The sequence below is a fragment of the Geobacillus sp. PK12 genome, assembly GCF_004123125.1.
Taxonomy (GTDB): Bacteria; Bacillota; Bacilli; order Bacillales; family Anoxybacillaceae; genus Geobacillus; species Geobacillus zalihae.
This window is the reverse complement of record NZ_SDKL01000002.1, coordinates 173,414-189,628: the sequence shown is the minus strand read 5'-3', so window position 1 is coordinate 189,628 and position 16,215 is coordinate 173,414. Positions and strand designations below refer to the sequence as shown.

General features: G+C 51.3%; 18 protein-coding genes. 9 read left to right on the top strand and 9 right to left on the bottom strand.

Annotated elements, in window-relative coordinates; all coding sequences use genetic code 11:
- Position 1: 1 nt before the first annotated feature.
- The 3 genes from ETR37_RS01370 to ETR37_RS01360 all read right to left on the bottom strand — a co-directional run bounded on the left by ETR37_RS01370 (position 2) and on the right by ETR37_RS01360 (position 3,124).
- On the bottom strand, positions 2-652 hold the full coding sequence (locus tag ETR37_RS01370; RefSeq protein ID WP_033004627.1) for an ABC transporter ATP-binding protein: 651 nt from the start codon (positions 650-652) through the stop codon (positions 2-4).
- A gap of 19 nt (positions 653-671) precedes the next feature.
- A complete protein-coding gene (locus ETR37_RS01365; protein WP_060787874.1) occupies positions 672-2,654 on the bottom strand; it encodes a hypothetical protein in 1,983 nt (660 codons plus the stop codon).
- A gap of 98 nt (positions 2,655-2,752) precedes the next feature.
- Positions 2,753-3,124 carry a lactococcin 972 family bacteriocin gene (locus tag ETR37_RS01360; RefSeq protein WP_020753638.1) on the bottom strand — a complete coding sequence of 124 codons (372 nt, stop codon included), beginning with the start codon at positions 3,122-3,124 and terminating at the stop codon, positions 2,753-2,755.
- 355 nt (positions 3,125-3,479) lie between these two features.
- On the opposite strand from ETR37_RS01360, the gene ETR37_RS01355 reads away from it, so the two are divergent.
- The gene (locus ETR37_RS01355) at positions 3,480-4,082 is read left to right on the top strand and encodes a response regulator transcription factor (RefSeq protein ID WP_081823161.1); all 603 of its coding nucleotides are present in this window, start codon (positions 3,480-3,482) and stop codon (positions 4,080-4,082) included.
- 108 nt (positions 4,083-4,190) lie between these two features.
- On the opposite strand, the gene ETR37_RS01350 is transcribed toward ETR37_RS01355, so the two are convergent.
- Positions 4,191-4,772, bottom strand: coding sequence for a molybdenum cofactor guanylyltransferase (locus ETR37_RS01350; RefSeq protein WP_020753641.1), 582 nt, complete (start codon positions 4,770-4,772; stop codon positions 4,191-4,193).
- Between the two features lie 104 nt (positions 4,773-4,876).
- Complete coding sequence (locus ETR37_RS01345; protein WP_011230264.1) at positions 4,877-5,110, bottom strand: DUF2249 domain-containing protein; 234 nt, start codon at positions 5,108-5,110, stop codon at positions 4,877-4,879.
- 129 nt (positions 5,111-5,239) lie between these two features.
- Between ETR37_RS01345 and ETR37_RS19025 the strand changes: the two genes are divergently transcribed.
- Together ETR37_RS19025 and ETR37_RS01335 are read left to right on the top strand one after the other, a co-directional pair.
- The gene (locus tag ETR37_RS19025) at positions 5,240-5,407 is read left to right on the top strand and encodes a hypothetical protein (protein WP_011230263.1); all 168 of its coding nucleotides are present in this window, start codon (positions 5,240-5,242) and stop codon (positions 5,405-5,407) included.
- 428 nt (positions 5,408-5,835) lie between these two features.
- Positions 5,836-6,492, top strand: coding sequence for a hypothetical protein (locus tag ETR37_RS01335; RefSeq protein ID WP_129446805.1), 657 nt, complete (start codon positions 5,836-5,838; stop codon positions 6,490-6,492).
- Positions 6,493-6,820: 328 nt separating this feature from the next.
- Here ETR37_RS01335 and ETR37_RS01330 read toward each other — a convergent pair whose 3' ends face one another.
- On the bottom strand, positions 6,821-9,184 hold the full coding sequence (locus ETR37_RS01330) for a nitric-oxide reductase large subunit (RefSeq protein WP_129446804.1): 2,364 nt from the start codon (positions 9,182-9,184) through the stop codon (positions 6,821-6,823).
- 232 nt (positions 9,185-9,416) lie between these two features.
- Between ETR37_RS01330 and ETR37_RS01325 the strand changes: the two genes are divergently transcribed.
- The 6 genes from ETR37_RS01325 (at position 9,417) to ETR37_RS01300 (ending at position 13,144) form a co-directional block, all read left to right on the top strand.
- Positions 9,417-10,109, top strand: a complete 693-nt coding sequence (locus ETR37_RS01325; protein WP_033005433.1) for a Crp/Fnr family transcriptional regulator — start codon at positions 9,417-9,419, stop codon at positions 10,107-10,109.
- 75 nt (positions 10,110-10,184) lie between these two features.
- Positions 10,185-10,418 (top strand): DUF2249 domain-containing protein, encoded by a 234-nt coding sequence (locus ETR37_RS01320; protein ID WP_033005431.1) that lies wholly within the window; start codon positions 10,185-10,187, stop codon positions 10,416-10,418.
- Between the two features lie 3 nt (positions 10,419-10,421).
- Positions 10,422-10,631 carry a DUF2249 domain-containing protein gene (locus ETR37_RS01315; RefSeq protein WP_013146125.1) on the top strand — a complete coding sequence of 70 codons (210 nt, stop codon included), beginning with the start codon at positions 10,422-10,424 and terminating at the stop codon, positions 10,629-10,631.
- Positions 10,628-11,878, top strand: a complete 1,251-nt coding sequence (locus ETR37_RS01310; RefSeq protein ID WP_015374111.1) for a hypothetical protein — start codon at positions 10,628-10,630, stop codon at positions 11,876-11,878. The genes ETR37_RS01315 and ETR37_RS01310 overlap by 4 nt, the downstream gene beginning before the upstream one ends.
- A gap of 22 nt (positions 11,879-11,900) precedes the next feature.
- On the top strand, positions 11,901-12,203 hold the full coding sequence (locus ETR37_RS01305) for a metal-sulfur cluster assembly factor (RefSeq protein WP_015374110.1): 303 nt from the start codon (positions 11,901-11,903) through the stop codon (positions 12,201-12,203).
- Between the two features lie 191 nt (positions 12,204-12,394).
- The gene (locus ETR37_RS01300; RefSeq protein WP_033005429.1) at positions 12,395-13,144 is read left to right on the top strand and encodes a Fic family protein; all 750 of its coding nucleotides are present in this window, start codon (positions 12,395-12,397) and stop codon (positions 13,142-13,144) included.
- Between the two features lie 80 nt (positions 13,145-13,224).
- Here the strand turns inward: ETR37_RS01300 and ETR37_RS01295 are convergent, their stop codons facing one another.
- From ETR37_RS01295 to ETR37_RS01285, 3 genes are all read right to left on the bottom strand, one after another.
- Positions 13,225-13,470: a hypothetical protein gene (locus ETR37_RS01295; RefSeq protein ID WP_015374108.1), complete on the bottom strand. Its 246-nt coding sequence runs from the start codon at positions 13,468-13,470 to the stop codon at positions 13,225-13,227.
- A gap of 206 nt (positions 13,471-13,676) precedes the next feature.
- Complete coding sequence (locus tag ETR37_RS01290; protein ID WP_129446803.1) at positions 13,677-15,803, bottom strand: heavy metal translocating P-type ATPase; 2,127 nt, start codon at positions 15,801-15,803, stop codon at positions 13,677-13,679.
- Positions 15,793-16,164 (bottom strand): ArsR/SmtB family transcription factor, encoded by a 372-nt coding sequence (locus tag ETR37_RS01285; RefSeq protein ID WP_033005425.1) that lies wholly within the window; start codon positions 16,162-16,164, stop codon positions 15,793-15,795. The genes ETR37_RS01290 and ETR37_RS01285 overlap by 11 nt, the downstream gene beginning before the upstream one ends.
- Positions 16,165-16,215: the final 51 nt, after the last annotated feature.

The following is a 16,215-nucleotide window of genomic DNA, read 5'->3' as shown; positions in this document are numbered from 1 at the left end:
CTTAACCATGACGAATCCCTTTTAGCGCGTGCATGGCATGAGCAGCTTGCATCATTTTCTCATCATGAGTGGCGACGATAACCGTTCTTCCTTGCTTCGCCAATAATTGAAGCAGCTCGATGACGCGATCACCGTTGGCCTCATCAAGAGAGGCCGTCGGCTCATCAGCAAAAATGACTTGTGCATCTTTATAGAGAGCGCGGGCAATGGCCAAACGTCGCTTTTCACCTCCGCTTAGCCGAGCGGCCAATTCTCGTTCTCTTCCATCCAATCCCGTTTCCGATAACACTTTGCGCACCTTCTCCTTGTCGCCAACGACTTTCGAACGAAACAAACTCGAAGCCATTGTGACATTAAACGCAACCGATTCTTCCTCAATGATTCCGTAATCTTGGAGAACGAATGCCGCATGGTGTTTCCAAAACAGACGGCGTTGCTTCGCTCCCCAATTGGTTGTGTCGACACCATCCATCAATACCCGTCCGCTTGTCGGCCGCAAAAGCAAGCCAAGCACATGGAGAAGCGTCGTTTTGCCCGCTCCGCTTGGACCGACAAGCGCCGTCAAAGCTCCAGGGGAGCATACGACACTTTCGTTCTCCATAATCGTTCGCTCATTAATCATCATCGTCACTTGATCGGCCTCAATTCTCATGGAGCCTTCCTCCTTCTTTCTACAACTGGCGCAGGGAGTTTTTCGCAAACACCCAAGCTGCCGCGCCAATATGTATGAACGGCAAAGCAAGCAGTACAAGCGCCCCTGTTAAACCGACTGGCAACCAGCTGTTTGTTCCTTGAAATAGCATGATCACCATGACCATGATCCCCCCTAAAAACCACTCTTTCACGATTCGCCCGCGCAACACCGCCCACCAAGATGCCCCAGCAAGGCGAAGAGGAAAATCGCGTTTTGCTTTTAACACAGCCATAATAAACGCACTAATGGCGGAGGCAATAGCCAAGGCCGCTAAAAGACCAACAATCGATCCAATTCTAAGCCACACGAAATAGGCATAAAGCTGCGCGCGCAAAATTCCTTCCTCCGCCATATAGTTGACGCGGATCCGGTTCTGAAGGCCGCGTTCAGATACGAGTTTCTGTGTTTCCTCTAGTCCGACAAAACTCAACTCCGACGAAGAAGCGACAGAGATCAAAAAGTTGTCATTGAATAATGAATGGACATGAGGGGCAACCAACAATAACACCTCCTTCGGCCGGGCAAACTCAAGCTGTCCGCCAAAGCGGACAAATGGAAAAGGGGACGATCCGGTCAAACGACACATCTTGACCTCATGCCATATGGCTTGAGCCTGTTGCTGGTTTCTTACATATAACGGGATGGAGAGTTCGACAAATTGTCTCACGTCCTTTGGAATCTGTTCCAGCGCAAGAGGAACCAAAGATAGCCCTTTGTTCTTTTTGCGAACGATATCCAACCATCGCTCATTCACGATAACCATGTAACGATACGGCGCAATGGTCATGCCATCGATGGCGAAATCGTCTTCCGTCCACGCTTTCGATAACACTACGCGATCGTCGGCCTCCGCTTGTCGAACCATGTCCCCCACCGATGGTTGCAACATCTGAAACAACTGCTCGATTTCCGCTCCCCCCGCTCTTCCTGGACGGGACGGGAACACCAACACCGCTTGATCAGCCAACGACTTCCACATGATTTGTTCCTGTGCTGTTTTTCTAGCATTCGTATAAGCTGAAACCGCCGGTGAGACAGCGGAAAGGACGAAAGCAAATACAGCGAGTTTCAATACAGCCGAACTTCTGGCCAAACGCTTGACAGCAGGTTCGCGCATCGCCAACATCTCTGGATTCGGCCATGAGGCAACAGAAAAAATCAACGCGCAAGCCATTGTCAAAGAGATCACCATCGCCTCAGCCAAAAGCAACACTTTACTATAGTAAGGCACGAATCCCCATCCATAGACAAAGCCGACATAAAGAGCGGCCAAGACGTCCAATATAGCGGCGGCCAAAACCATAGCCAGCAAAAAGTGGCTGAAATCCTCGCATTGGATGCGCGACGTCGGAACTCCCGCCAACACACGCAACGCGCGCCCTTTCGCTTTGACCGCCAGCCAGTATAAAGCTAATGACACCATCAGCGCCGAAACAGCCAACAGCGCCACACCAAAATCGCTTTGCACGATCAAAAATTGGAGAATGGTCAACAGAGTCTCTTCGTTCCACTTCTGATCGACCCGATGCGACGCCAGCCAATGTTTCAACTCGTCTATATGATCGGTTTTCCCTGTCACCAAATAATCGCCATTGGCAAACGAATGGGCCAACGCGCGGCGATCGCGGATCTCCGCATCTGGCTCATGGCCAAAGCGCTGAATTCTCTTTGGAAAATCCCCTTTCTCCCCCACTTGAACAAAGATCTGTCCCGACTGATCCCCCCGTAAATCTGGCGCGATTTTCATCAATCCTAGTTCCCATCGATCGCTCATCGCCCCCAACTGTTGAAACACATCTTCCTGACGCAAATCAGACTGGCTAAAATCCAATGTCACTTTCGCTTTCACATCCAGCTGTTCCGGAAAAAAGCGGTCATGGACATCCGAAACAACAATCGCTACGAAAGCTAAGAGAAGAAACTGCACAGCGGAAACAGCGACCACGATTTTTTTATGCATGAGCCTCATTCCTTCCCTAATCCATCATCCCCCGGAAGAGAAAGATCCCATCCCGCTCGGGAAGGGGTGAAAGAAAAGCTTCCAGTCAAACAGATTCATTATTTGCAAATTCTATAGTAATAGGCGTCATCAGACCATGGGAAATTTAGAGCCCCTTTCTCAGCAGCAGAGGTCAATCCTGCAGGGGTATCGACACTTCTTAACATCTCACCATTGTATACAACTGTTGAACCGTGGCACGAAGTTGGATGATAGTAATAGGAGCGAACCATAGCATTCCAGAAGCCATATGTCCATTTTCCTCCCTCACTTGGATATTGGACGGTAGGACCTGGATGCAGCCACGCTCCAGCTTGATTTGGGTTTGCCAAGCCAAAAGCGATGATGGAAAGCACCAACACACCAGCCAATGCCATGACCTTTCGCAACAATACATGGACGGTTTTAGGCGAAGCAAGAATCCCAAACATCAGTAATCCTCCTTTTTATACTTCATGCTTTGATCCAAAATACATCACCAATGATTCAGAACACAGGAATTAGCCGGCCGGCTTCACCCTTACTGTACCAAAATAACATTGAAAAAAACATCCGTATTTTCCGCAAATTTCATGGCGGAAAATACCTATTTTTTGAAATTTCATTTACAGAGATTGATCGATATTGTAAAATTTTAACGAATGAAGTTGAGAGAAATGTCCTCATGGATCAAAACAGCACATCACATCACTCATCCCCTGTAAAACTCCATGTTTTACCGCAACGTGTGTTCCAACCAAATGCGTCGCTGCTCGCTGCGTTTTACGAGGGGAGGGGGAAGAGACAATGGTGAAAATCAACATTTTGATCATAGGGGATCATGGCCTTGTCATGGATAGCATCCGTCAGCTTTTGGAACGCGAGCCCGACTTGGAAGTAGTGGGAGCCGTCTTCTCTCCAGCCGAACTAGAGAAGGAGATCGCTCACTTCCAGCCTGATATCATTGTCATCGATGCTCCGAACCAAAGGCAGAACAACCTCATTTGGACAAAGAACATCTCATCACGATTCCCTGCAAGCAAAGTGGTCATGTTATCGGGGGATGCCAGCGCAGAATATGTACATGCCGTCCATGAGGCAGGCGCCTATGCTTTTGTATCCAAATGCGATTCTGCCGAAACCCTGATTCACGCCATTCGGGAAAGCTATCGCGGGGTGAAATCGTTTCCGGCCGATCTTGCTTTCTATGATGGTTCGCCCTTGACCGACATGGAATTGGCCGTTCTCGATCTCATTGCTAGAGACAAAACAAACAGCGAAATCGGCGAACAACTGAACATCAGTAAACGAACCGTGGAACACCACGTGTCTTCCATTTTGCGAAAACTTCACGTCAAATCGCGGGCGGGAGCAGTCGGAAAAGCGTTTAGGCTCGGATTGCTTGAGTAACCCTGTTTAGTGGTGGGCGATTCAGGCAGCTGAACCATTCCATGGTCAAGGATGGCTCTTCTGATTGAAAAAAGTGTATGCTGTGTCTGCTTCGGCCACAATCCCCCTTCACCGGTACTCTTCCTCCGTATTGACATTGCGCCATACGGTTTCATCCGCGGCAAGCTGTTGGGCGTCAACATAGCGGACGCGGGCGCGGTCAAGGAGCGCCGCCATCCTCCGTTCGCCGTCATCAAGCAGTTCAGCAATCACGAGGCTGATCCGCCGGTGGTATAAGGCGACCAATGGCTCGGGGCGGCCGCCATGGAGCGGGACGATGGCATCAACCATCGGATCGATATGAGAAGCAAGCCGCTCTGTCACTTCCCTCCGCATGTACGGCATGTCGCACGGCAAGACGAATACCCAGTCGGCTCGGCTCTGTTCCATGACGGTGTAAAGGCCGGCCAGCGGCCCAGAACCACGGTAACGCTCCACATCAAGCAGCACCGGGATGTCCGTTTGCCGGCGGAATTCATCGACAAGCGACGGGTGGCTGACGATGTACAATTCATCCGCGATCGGATCGAGCGCCGCGACCGACCAAGTGAAAAACGGAGCTCCTTCGTGCAGCGCAAACGCCTTCGGCCGCCCGAACCGGCGCGACTGGCCGCCGGCGAGCACCGCTCCGGCAATCGTTTGTTTCATCATGCTTCCCCTTTCCGGACATCCATCGTTTGTTTTTACCGTACCATACCAACCGGCGAAAAAAAAGATTTCCGCCTGCAGACGGAAATCCCAATGGAGCGGATGATTTATTTTTTGCCGATGGCGACCCGCCAGACGTCCGGCCCTTCCTCTAAGTACTCCCATGTAAACTGATCCGGACGCTCCATCATAAATTGGTATTGCAACGGACGCGGATCATGGTCATTGACAAGCTCCATTACTTCCCCCGGCTTCAAATTGTCAAACAGCCGAAAAATTGCCGGATGGCGATCCCGCGGCGGATAGTCCGGGGCGTGGATTTTGGCAGCAAATTGGTTCATAACATTGGCCTCCTTTGTAGTATAATGAATTATATACTTTATCATAACCGCTTGAGCCTTGGGCGGTAGTGACGAGCGTCACAGCCCGAAGGTGAACATGTTCAATCCCCATGAAAGGAGAAATGGCGGTTGGAAGAGCTTGTTGGCTTTTGCGCGCAATGCGGCAAGCCGATCCATTGTCTGCATGGTTTTTTAAACGGCGTCGTCAGCCGAGAAACAGAGACGTTGTACTGCTTTCCATGCCATGACAAGCAAAAGGAAACCGAACACACCACGCCGGACAAATGCCACAAGTGATTGAAAACGTTCACAAACGAAAGGGGGCTGACCCAAAAATCCGCTAAAAAGCGGACTTTTGGAGCCAGCTCTTTCTTTATTAAGTAAGCCGTGTATTGATCATGAACGATTCTGAATCAAACCCTTTTATTTATAATTTTCGTCAAAACAATGCCGCTGCCGGGATTAACATGACCGTACGGGCTAAAACGCACTCCTTTTCCTGGACGGATACAAAGCGACAATGACACAAAACGTTATGTTCAAATTTCTACGAATCATTTATAATATGAATGGGGAACGATTGTCCTCATTTGTTCTGCGCTACAATCCCATCCCTTTCCTCAACCACTTACTCTACACGCTCGTTTCCCCAGTCCTCAAAAGAAAGGAGCGATTCATCATCACCCACTTTTCCATGGCTACTATATAAGAAGGGAGGATTTTCCTTGGAAGCGATATTGAACCAAATTTTGGACAAGCTCCAAATGATCGAACATGAAGTAAGCGATATCAAAACAAACATGGCAACGAAACAGGAACTCGAAGAAGTAAAGCAAAACTTCTCAACAGAGCTTGAGGATATTAAAGCCAACATGGCAACGAAACGAGAACTTGAAGAAGTGAGGAATCGTTTCACAAAAGAGTTCGAAGATATTAGAACCAACATGGCCACTAAACAAGAACTCGAAGAAGTGAAGCATAGTTTCACAAAAGAGATCGAAGACATCAAAGCCAACATGGCTACCAAGCAGGAGCTTGAAGACATCAAAGCCAACATGGCTACCAAGCAAGAACTTGAAGACATCAAAGCCAACATGGCTACCAAGCAGGAGCTTGAAGACATCAAAGCCAACATGGCTACCAAACAGGAGCTTGAGGACGTAAAGAACAACCTAATGAAAGAATTAGATCATGTCAAAGCCAATATGGTCACAAAGCAAGAATTTGTTTTCCTCCAACAAGCAGTGCTTGAAACAAATGAAATCGTTAAGAAAATAGAACAAAACATGGAAAAGCACGAACGGATTTTAGATCTTCTTTCTAGGCGTTCGATTGAACACGAAGCAGCAATTTCCAGCATTCGTCTTATAAAGACAACATGAGCAAGGAGGAAGCATCTCTCCTTGCCTTTCTGAGGTGCGGCCGCCTTTATAGTAAAGGAAGAAACATCTCCATCGGAATGCGTTCGACCATTTCGTAAACTACATGAGCCATATGATCCAGTGGAATGATATCGCCTGGCAACGTGAGATGATTCATGGTACACTCTTCAAAAATTATGATGATGTTTCATAAACGAATCGCTCCTTTTCCGGCGATAGCGGTTATGATAACTCTATTCTGCCAGAAAACGAACGATTCTCTTCTATTTTCGTGTAAAAACGGGCTAATCCCAAAACGCATTCGCGTTTTGGGTCAGCCCCGTTTTGGTTATTCTTCCTCCGCCAAATTCGCCGCCGGCAGCTCTTCCCCTTCGCCGTGCGTTGGCTTGCGCAAATGGAACAGCACCTTGATGGCGAAAACAAGCAACGCAACGACGCCGATCAAAAAGATCGTATCCGGAACGAAGCGGACAAGCAGCAAATTTTGTACGACGTCTTGTTGCAAGAACGAAGGCGAACGGGACGCCCAATAGCCGTGTTCAAACGCTTCTTTGATTTGCAGCACCCCCACCGGGAGAAGCGTGATGAGAACCATGCCAGCCAGGCCGATGTTCAGCATCCAGCAAGAGAATTTCAGCCATTTGTCGTTCCATGCTTCCGGTTTGACGATGTTGCGCAGCGAGTAAAGGAGCACGGCGATCGCAAACATGCCATACACGCCCATCATCGCCGCATGGCCGTGGGTCGGCGTTAAGAATTGCCCATGTTCAAAGTAGCTGACCGCCGGCAAATTGATGAGAAAGCCGAACACCCCGGCGCCGACCAAGTTCCAGATCGCTGTGGAGATCAAAAACCAGAATGTTGCTTTATACGGGAAGTTGACTCCGCCGTCGCGCATCATTTTGTATTGCTCGTACGCTTCCAAAATAAGGAGCGTGAGCGGAATCACTTCGAGCGCCGAGAACACCGCGCCAAGGGCGATCCAGATTTCCGGTGAACCGTTGTAGTAATAGTGGTGGCCGATGCCGATCACACCGCTGCCTAGTAAAATCGTAAATTGGAAATAGAGAGCCCGGACGGTCGATGTTTTCGTCACAAGCCGCATTTGAACGAGCAAGAACCCGATGACGACAACGGCGAACACTTCAAAAATGCCTTCCACCCATAAGTGGATGATCCACCAGCGCCAAAAGTCCGCCATCGTAAAGTTTGTGTCCGGTTGGATAAAGAACGCGAAGATGTAAAAGAACGGGACGGCGATGGCCGAATAAAACAGCAAGTGAATGAGCCCGCCTTTGTCGCTTTCTTGCTTCAGCCCTCGTTTGACGCCGCGGAAGACGATGAACAGCCAAAGCAGCATGCCCACGACTAAAATGATTTGCCAAACGCGGCCGAGCTCGATATATTCCCAACCTTGATGGCCAAGCAGGAACCATTCGTTTCCTAAGTAGCCGTTGACGCCGAGCCATTGGCCGATCATGCTGCCGCCGACAAGCACGACAAGCGCCCAGAAGAGCAGATCGACAAGCAATCCTTGCTTTTTCGGTTCTTGTCCGCCGACAAGCGGGGCAATGAAAATCCCCATGCCAAGCCATGCGGTGGCAATCCAGAAAATCGCCAGCTGCAAGTGATACCCTTTGGCAATGTTAAACGGCAACAGGTCATGGATCCATTTGATGCCAAAGAAACTGTCCGGTTCCGTATAGTAGTGGGCGAGCAGCGCCCCGAACATCGCTTGCACGAAAAAGAGCGCGGCGACGACAACGAAATATTTGCCCGCTTTCACTTGCGACGGAGTAAGCGGCTGCCGCCGTAAATCGATGACCGGAAACTTTCCTTCTGTATACGCTTCTTGCATGCTTAGTTGATAACGGTGGAAGACGTACAAAATGATCCCGATAAACAAAATCAAAATCGTGACGCTCGCGCCGCTCCACCATACCGCGGAAAATGACATCGTATTGCCGGCGTCCTCATAGTACGGCCAGTTGTTCGTATAGGTGATGTGGTCGCCAAGTCTTGGCGTGCTTGACAGCCAAGCGGTCCAGAAGAAAAAGTCGGCAATTTGCTTGATTTGGTCGCCGTCCGCGACCCAAGCACGGCCTGATTTTGGCATGTCGCTTTCTTTGATCAATCCTTTTTTCAATCCCCAACCGTCGCCATTGGTGAACACGTCGCGGTAATAGTCGCGCACTTTTTCCAACCCGTATACTTGCGCATCTGTCAGGACGAGAACATCCGTAACCGGGTTGTAGCGATTTTTTCGCATTTCCTTGATGACTTGTTCGCGGATGATCGTTTTCTCATCGGCGGTTAAATCGGCAAACGGTTCGTGATACCGCTCTTTTGCTTTGTAATCTTGCATGCCTTCCGTATAAATTTTCAACGCTTCCGCCGTATAGTCCGGCCCCATATACGACCCATGGCCAAGCACTGTGCCATAATCCATCAATCCGTATTTTTGGAAGACGGCTTGCCCACCGATGATCGTTTCTTTTGTCATCAACACTTCGCCGCTTTCACTGCGCACCTCCTTCGGCCTTGGCGCCATTTCTTTAAAAATCCAATACCCGCCGACAAGCAGGACGGTAAAGCTGATCACAATAGTGAAAATGAGAATCGATTTGAGAAAACTGTTGGTCGTTTGCCGCCCCGGCCGCATGTTGGGGCGAACGGATCGATGAACTTCCATATGAGACAACCTCCTTCTCGTTTGTTCGCCCCCATTGTAGCGTGCTGAACCGAGGACGGTTTGTGAGCTGGGGCAAATGTCTGTTATGATTTATATCACAGCTTTATGGCGTGGGAATGTATACAATGAAGGCAGAAAAGGCCAAACGACGCGGATGTTCAAAAAGAGAAAAGCATTGATGTTCCGTTGTCAGCTGTCACACGTTTGTCACATTTCCAAAGGAGAGAACGCCATGGCGAACCATTGGATGAAAGACCGCTTAAAAGCTGTTCCGTTGTTTCGTGAACTGTCCGATTACGAGCTTGATTCGCTGGTTGCCATTTCCCACGTGCGCGTTTACAAGCCGCGGACGTTCGTCTTTATGCAAGGCGATCCGCTCGAGCGAGTCTATTTCATTCATTCCGGCACGGTAAAAATTTATAAAACGGACTTCAGCGGGAAAGAGCAAATCATCTCGATTTTGCAGACGGGAGAAATGTTTCCGCATGCCGGCTTTTTCTTAAAAGGCACCTATCCGGCCCACGCCGAAGTGGTCGAGGAAGCGACATTGATCGCGATCCCGATCCACGATTTCGAACAAGTGCTGATGGCGAGCCCTGAACTTTGCATAAAACTGTTCCGCGTCATGGGCGAAAAAATCGTCGACTTGCAAAACCGGCTTGAGGCGCAAGTGCTCCATAATACGTACGAACAAATCGTGCTGCTTTTGTTGCGGTTGACGCGCACGAACGCCGTCAAGCAAGGGAAATGGCATCGGCTCACCGCCCATGTGACGAACCGCGAGCTGGCCAACATGATCGGCACCGCCCGGGAAACGGTGAGCCGCACGTTGAGCCAGCTGAAACGGAAAGGGCTGATTGACGTCGACGAACACGGCTTTTATTTGATCGACCAGGAAGGATTGGAAAAAGAAATCTTTTTCTAACGTCCATGTGTGAGCCATATCACAACATCAAACATTGAAAATGATTATCATAATAGTCAAAAAGGAGGAGGGCACATGGCTGTCACAATTGAACTCGATGTGCGCGAAGATTTGCGGCAGAAACGGGAGCCGTTTGAAAAAATTATGAACGCCATTAAGCCGCTCAAACCGGGCGATACGTTCATTTTGCACGCTCCATTCAAGCCGCTGCCGCTGTTTCCGATTATGAAAGCGAAAGGATTTACGTACGAGGCCGAACAAATCGAAAAAAAACATTGGAAAGTAACGTTTGTGAAGCAGGGGGGATGACCGATGATCCTCGATAACCGCGGACTCGAGCCGCCGCAGCCGATGATGCGGACGCTCGCTGCCCTCGCGAAGCTGAATCCTGGGGAGACGCTGACGATCATTAACGACCGCCGCCCGATGTTTTTGTACGAGCAGCTTGATGAGCTCGGCTACCGGCACGAGACGGTCGCACGCGAAGACGGCAGTTTTGAAATCCGCATTACGAAAGGATGAGCAACGTGTTTCCTACTCGCACGGGGACAGAAACAGACGTCCGTCTTCCGTTCTCGTTTATCATGTTCGCCGTGTTGGCGTTCGCCGCGTCGCAGCTTATGTTGCTTGGAGCGATTCCCTCACTTAGCAGCGGCGCGTTCCGGTTGCCGTTCGTGTGGGCGGCGGCCCACCTGGCGTTGCTTGGCTTTGCGTTGATGACGGCCATGGGGGCGATGTATCAGCTCGTTCCGGTCGCCTTTTTGACGCCGATTTGGAGCGAGCGGCTCGGCTTTTGGCAATTTGCAGTGACAGCGGCCGGCATTGTCGCATTTGCCGTAAGCCTGGCGGCGGCGCCAAACCGGGCGTTTCTTCCCAGCTTGTTGCTTTTGCTTGGCATCATCCTATTCGTCTGGCAAATGGCGATGACGTTAAGAAAACAAGAAACGAAAAACGTCATGACCCTCTTTGTCGCCACATCGCTGTTGTTTTTGCTGCTGACGGCGGCGGCCGGAGGGCTCTTGGCGTTTCACTTTTTCGCCGCCAAAGGCGCTAACAGTCATGAAGTGGTGTTCGGGCTGCATGTGCTGTTTGGGCTGTGCGGCTGGTTCACACTGCTCATCATAGGCTTTTCGTACAAAATGGCGCCGATGTTCTCGCTCGCCCACGGCTTTTCGCTGCGGCCGGCGCGTTACGTCTATGCGCTGTACATCAGCGGGATTGCGGTGGCGTTCGCCAGCTTATTCTTGCGAAGCCACGCATGGCTTGCAGCCGGTGCAGCCTTGCTCATGAGCGGATTCGTTGTTTTCGCCTGGCATATCCGCGCCATTTTGCAAAAGCGGATGAAAAAAACGCTTGACCGCCCGTTCCGCTTTTCGCTTTCGGCCATCGTCATCGGCCTTGCGCTGCACGTTGCCGCCTTTGCCGCCATCGTTGTCGGCAGCGGACGGCTGCTTGGCATCATTGTTTATCTATTCATTGTTGGCTGGATCCTGTTTAGCATCATCGGCTATTTGCTCAAAATCGTGCCGTTTTTATGGTGGACGCATCGCTACAGCGAAAAAGTCGGCCAACAAAACGTGCCGACGTTAAAGCAAATGATGAATGAGCGAGCCGTCACCGTCCAATGCCGCCTATGGCTCATCGCCCTCGCGCTGGCGGCTGTGGCGCTTGCTGTCGCGAGCGTGCCGCTGTTCGCCATCACTCAAGTGCTGTTGGCTGGATTAAGCGTTGCTTTTGCCGGAACGATTTTAACGGTCTTCCGAAAGTAAGCGAATGAGGAGGAAAAGAACGATGGATGTCCGCAAACTTGCCATTCAACAGCTGAAAACGGTCCTTGATCCGGAGCTCGGCATTAACGTCGTCGATTTAGGGTTAATTTATGACTTAAAAATCGAAGATGGGCATATCAATGTCCTGATGACGCTCACGACCCCAGGCTGCCCGCTTCACGACTCGATCGCCCGCGGCGTCAAACGGGCGCTCGAACAAATCGACGGCATCCGCGACGTGCGCGTCCAAGTGACATGGAACCCGCCTTGGACGCCGGAACGGATGAGCGAAGAAGCGCTCCGTCAGCTTGGGCATTTTTCCTGAAACGGTCCACTTTTCCATCCCTTTTCGCCGTTCGCCCGTGTTGGGCGGACGGTTGTTTCATTGTCCTGCAACTGCTGAACACTCCCCGCCCTTTATTTTCTGTATCATATAGAAAAAACGAGAGCCATCGCTTGGCTATTTAAAGGAAAAACGAATCGAGGCCGCGAATCATATACCAAGAGGTGAGAGCGATGTTTGCTAAAATCGACGAGCTGAAACAACGGTTGGATGCGTTGCGCCCTTTGCCTCCAGGGTTGGTGAAAAACTTGCGGGAATCATTTCGGATCGAATGGACATACCATTCTAACGCCATCGAAGGCAATACGTTAACCTTGTTAGAAACAAAGCTAGTCGTAGAAGAAGGGATTACCATTGGCGGGAAACGGCTTAAGGAACATTTGGAAGCGATTAACCATGCGGAGGCGATTGACTTTATTGAAGAGTTAGTCGCAAACAAAGAACATTTGACCGAGCACGTGTTGAAACAGGTCCATTATTTAGTATTAAAGAGCATTGACAATGAAAATGCCGGGAAATATCGAACATACAATGTGCGCATTTCCGGCAGCTCGTACACCCCCCCTCACTTTTTGCATGTACAAGATGAAATGAATCGATTGTTTTCTTGGTATGAAACGAATCAATATGCTCTTCATCCAATCGAACTGGCGGCTCGTTTCCATTTTCAGCTCGTATCCATTCATCCATTTGCTGACGGAAATGGACGAACTGCCCGCTTAATGATGAATTTCATTTTAATGCAGCATGGCTATCCGCCCGCTATTGTGAAAGCAAACCCAGAACAGCGCCGGAAGTATTACGAAACGCTGGAAAAAGCGAGCGTCGAGGGTGAGGTTACTCCGTTCATTCAACTGATCGCCGCATGTGTCGAAGAAAGCTTGCGCCACTATTTGTACGCGTTAGGGATGGAAGACGAATGAAACAGTACAAGAAAAAGACACGGAAGTGGACATGATTCCGTGTCTTTCTTGCTCCAATTCTAAGGTTGGCATTTGATCGGCTATTCAAGCAACACGTTCCACAACCACGCCATCAAAGGAACGATGACAAAAAAAGCGAAGGCGATGTATCCGACATATCGAATCCACCGGGGAAATCCTCGCCAATCGAGGGCTTCCCGCTTCATCGCCCCTCCCGCAGCGATCCGATCCAACTCTTCGGTCGGCGAAAACACCCGGTCGTCCACCCGTTGAACCTCTTCTATCCGTTGCGTTTCATGCCTCTCTTCTTCTCGAGATCCCTTCATGACGCCCCCTCTTCCCTATGATTTTCCTAAACAGAACAAAACATCTAACAACCGCCATCCCAAACATCCAACCGAATCCGCTTTGCTGTTTTCCTCTGCATTATACCGTCTCTCGTTGTCAGAAAGCACCACTATTTTCCACGAAGGAGGACAAATCCCCCAGAGGGGCGGAAAACGGTCCGTTCCCCGTTGCCCGGAGCCCCCGTTCATTCCTTCACCCGCAGCAGGCGCATGCTGTTGAATGTCACGAGCAGCGTCGCGCCCATATCGGCGAACACCGCGAGCCAAAGGGTGAGCCAGCCCGGGACGGCGGCCACGAGTGCCAGCACTTTAAGCCCTAAGGCGACGGCGATGTTTTGCCGGATGACGGCAAGCGTTCGGCGCCCAAGGTGGACGGTGTACGGCAGCTGGCGCAAATCATCGGCCATGAGCACAACATCGGCCGTTTCCAAGGCGGCATCCGTCCCCGCCCCGCCCATTGCCACACCAATATCGGCCGCGGCCAAGGCAGGGGCGTCATTCACCCCGTCACCGACCATGGCGGTTATGCCGCAGCGCTGTTTCAACTCGCGGATCGCCGAAAGCTTCTGTTCCGGAAGCAGCCCGGCGCGAATATCGGATACGCCCGCTTGGCGGCCAATGGCCTGTGCGGTTTGCTCGTGGTCGCCCGTCACCATCACCACTTCCGCCACTCCAAGGCGCCGCAGCGCGGCGACCGTTTCCGGTGCGGACGGCCGCAGTTGATCGGCCGCGGCGATAAGACCCAACAGCCGATCGGCCGTGCCGACGGCCATCACGGTTTTTCCTTCGTCTCGGAAGGCAGAGATTTGCTTTTCCGCTTCATCGGGCAACTTCCCGATCAAACTGGTGAACAAGGCCGGGCTGCCGATATAATACGTTTCGTTTCCGACAGCGGCCTTGACTCCTTTTCCGGTCAACGACTGAAACGCATCAACTGACGCGTCAAGAAACGGCGCTCCTTCCTCTTCCGCTTTGCGGATGATGGCCGAAGCCAAAGGGTGCTGCGACCGTTTTTCGATGGCGGCGGCGATAGCCAACAGCTGTTCACGTGTCCCTTCATATACGACGACATTGGTCACGGCTGGTTTCCCTTCCGTCAACGTCCCCGTTTTATCCAAGGCCACCGCCCGCAGCCGTCCGATTTGTTCGAGATATACCCCGCCTTTGATGAGCACGCCGCGCCGGGCCGCGTTGCCGATGGCCGTCACAATCGCCACCGGCGTTGAGATGACGAGCGCGCACGGGCAGCCGATGACAAGAACGGCAAGACCGCGGTAAATCCAATCAAGCCACTCCCCACCCATCACGAGCGGCGGCACAAGAGCGATCAGAAGCGCGGTCACGATCACAAACGGCGTATAATAGCGGGCAAACCGGTCGACAAACGCTTGCATCGGAGCCCGCTCCGCTTGCGCCTCTTCCACAAGATCAATCATTTTCGCCAATGTCGTCTCGTCCGCCCGCTTTGTCACTTCAACTTCGAGGAATCCTTCTCCATTCAGCGTCCCGGCAAACACTGCGTCTCCCACTGTTTTTTCCACCGGCAGACTTTCGCCGGTGATCGCCGCTTCATTCACTGTCGAGGCGCCGCTTATGACAATGCCGTCCAAAGCGATTTTTCCACCCGGCTTGACGATCATGACATCCCCGACGCGAACGTCTTCGACCGGAACGGTCATTTCCTCGGGGCCGCGACGAATGATCGCTTCAACGGGCGCCATCTCCATCAACGAAGCGATCGACCGCCGCGCGTTCTCCATCGAATAGCGCTCGAGCGCTTCACTGATGGCGAACAAAATGACAACAACCGCCCCTTCCTGCCATTCCCCGATCGCCGTTGCACCGAGAATGGCGATCGTCATTAACGTTTTCATATCAAACTGCCAGCTGACCAAATTCCGGAGCCCCGTCCAAAACAGTGAGTAGCCGCCGATCACGATCGCCGCCAAATACATAGCGACCGCCAGCATCCCCTTGTCTGCCGCATCCGCCGCAACGCCAAACAGAAGCAGTGCCACAGAGGCGAAGACATTTCGATTTTCTTTTCGCTTCCAAAACGGCTCTCGCTGAACCGTGCGCTCTCGTTCTTCACGAATGGTCAACTGTTCAAACGCTCCTGCCTGCTCAAGTTCATCAATCGTCGCCTCGCCCCAAACGGTGAGCTTGGCGGCGCCGAAATTCACTTTCGCCTCTTTCACGCCGGGCAAGGATTTCACGTTTTGCTCAAACTTAGCTGCGCAGTTTGTGCACGTCAGTCCTTGCACGCGGTATGTTTTGGCCTCAAGCCGATCCAATGTTTGTTCATTCCCCACGGCCGTCCCCCTCTTTCCGATGGGCGAGCGCGACAAGCAGCAGCTCGCGAATATGGTCGTCATCCAGCGAGTAAAAGGCCAGTTTCCCCTCTTTTCGATATTTCACAATTCCTTGCTTATACAAAATGCGCAAATGATGTGATGCCGTCGCCACTGTCGCCCCAATCACGTTTGCGAGGTCACAGACGCACAGCTCCTCTTCACCGCAAAGCGCATACACGATCTTCGCCCGGTTTTCATCGGCAAGCGCCTTAAAAAAAGGGACAATCTCGGCAATTGGTTCATCGCGAAGCCGCCGCTGAACCCGCTCGACCTTCTCGTCGTCATAACAGTAAACGTCGCACACATCATGACGGTGCATTCCTTCTCGCTCCTTGTCAATATTCAAATATTCATTTGAATATAGAATAGC

Coding starts and splice junctions, on each gene's coding strand:
- ETR37_RS01370 (WP_033004627.1), bottom strand. CDS start 652: ATGAGAATTGAGGCCGATCAAGTGACGATGATGATTAATGAGCGAACG.
- ETR37_RS01365 (WP_060787874.1), bottom strand. CDS start 2,654: ATGCATAAAAAAATCGTGGTCGCTGTTTCCGCTGTGCAGTTTCTTCTC.
- ETR37_RS01360 (WP_020753638.1), bottom strand. CDS start 3,124: ATGTTTGGGATTCTTGCTTCGCCTAAAACCGTCCATGTATTGTTGCGA.
- ETR37_RS01355 (WP_081823161.1), top strand. CDS start 3,480: ATGGTGAAAATCAACATTTTGATCATAGGGGATCATGGCCTTGTCATG.
- ETR37_RS01350 (WP_020753641.1), bottom strand. CDS start 4,772: ATGATGAAACAAACGATTGCCGGAGCGGTGCTCGCCGGCGGCCAGTCG.
- ETR37_RS01345 (WP_011230264.1), bottom strand. CDS start 5,110: ATGAACCAATTTGCTGCCAAAATCCACGCCCCGGACTATCCGCCGCGG.
- ETR37_RS01330 (WP_129446804.1), bottom strand. CDS start 9,184: ATGGAAGTTCATCGATCCGTTCGCCCCAACATGCGGCCGGGGCGGCAA.
- ETR37_RS01325 (WP_033005433.1), top strand. CDS start 9,417: ATGGCGAACCATTGGATGAAAGACCGCTTAAAAGCTGTTCCGTTGTTT.
- ETR37_RS01320 (WP_033005431.1), top strand. CDS start 10,185: ATGGCTGTCACAATTGAACTCGATGTGCGCGAAGATTTGCGGCAGAAA.
- ETR37_RS01315 (WP_013146125.1), top strand. CDS start 10,422: ATGATCCTCGATAACCGCGGACTCGAGCCGCCGCAGCCGATGATGCGG.
- ETR37_RS01310 (WP_015374111.1), top strand. CDS start 10,628: ATGAGCAACGTGTTTCCTACTCGCACGGGGACAGAAACAGACGTCCGT.
- ETR37_RS01305 (WP_015374110.1), top strand. CDS start 11,901: ATGGATGTCCGCAAACTTGCCATTCAACAGCTGAAAACGGTCCTTGAT.
- ETR37_RS01300 (WP_033005429.1), top strand. CDS start 12,395: ATGTTTGCTAAAATCGACGAGCTGAAACAACGGTTGGATGCGTTGCGC.
- ETR37_RS01295 (WP_015374108.1), bottom strand. CDS start 13,470: ATGAAGGGATCTCGAGAAGAAGAGAGGCATGAAACGCAACGGATAGAA.
- ETR37_RS01285 (WP_033005425.1), bottom strand. CDS start 16,164: ATGCACCGTCATGATGTGTGCGACGTTTACTGTTATGACGACGAGAAG.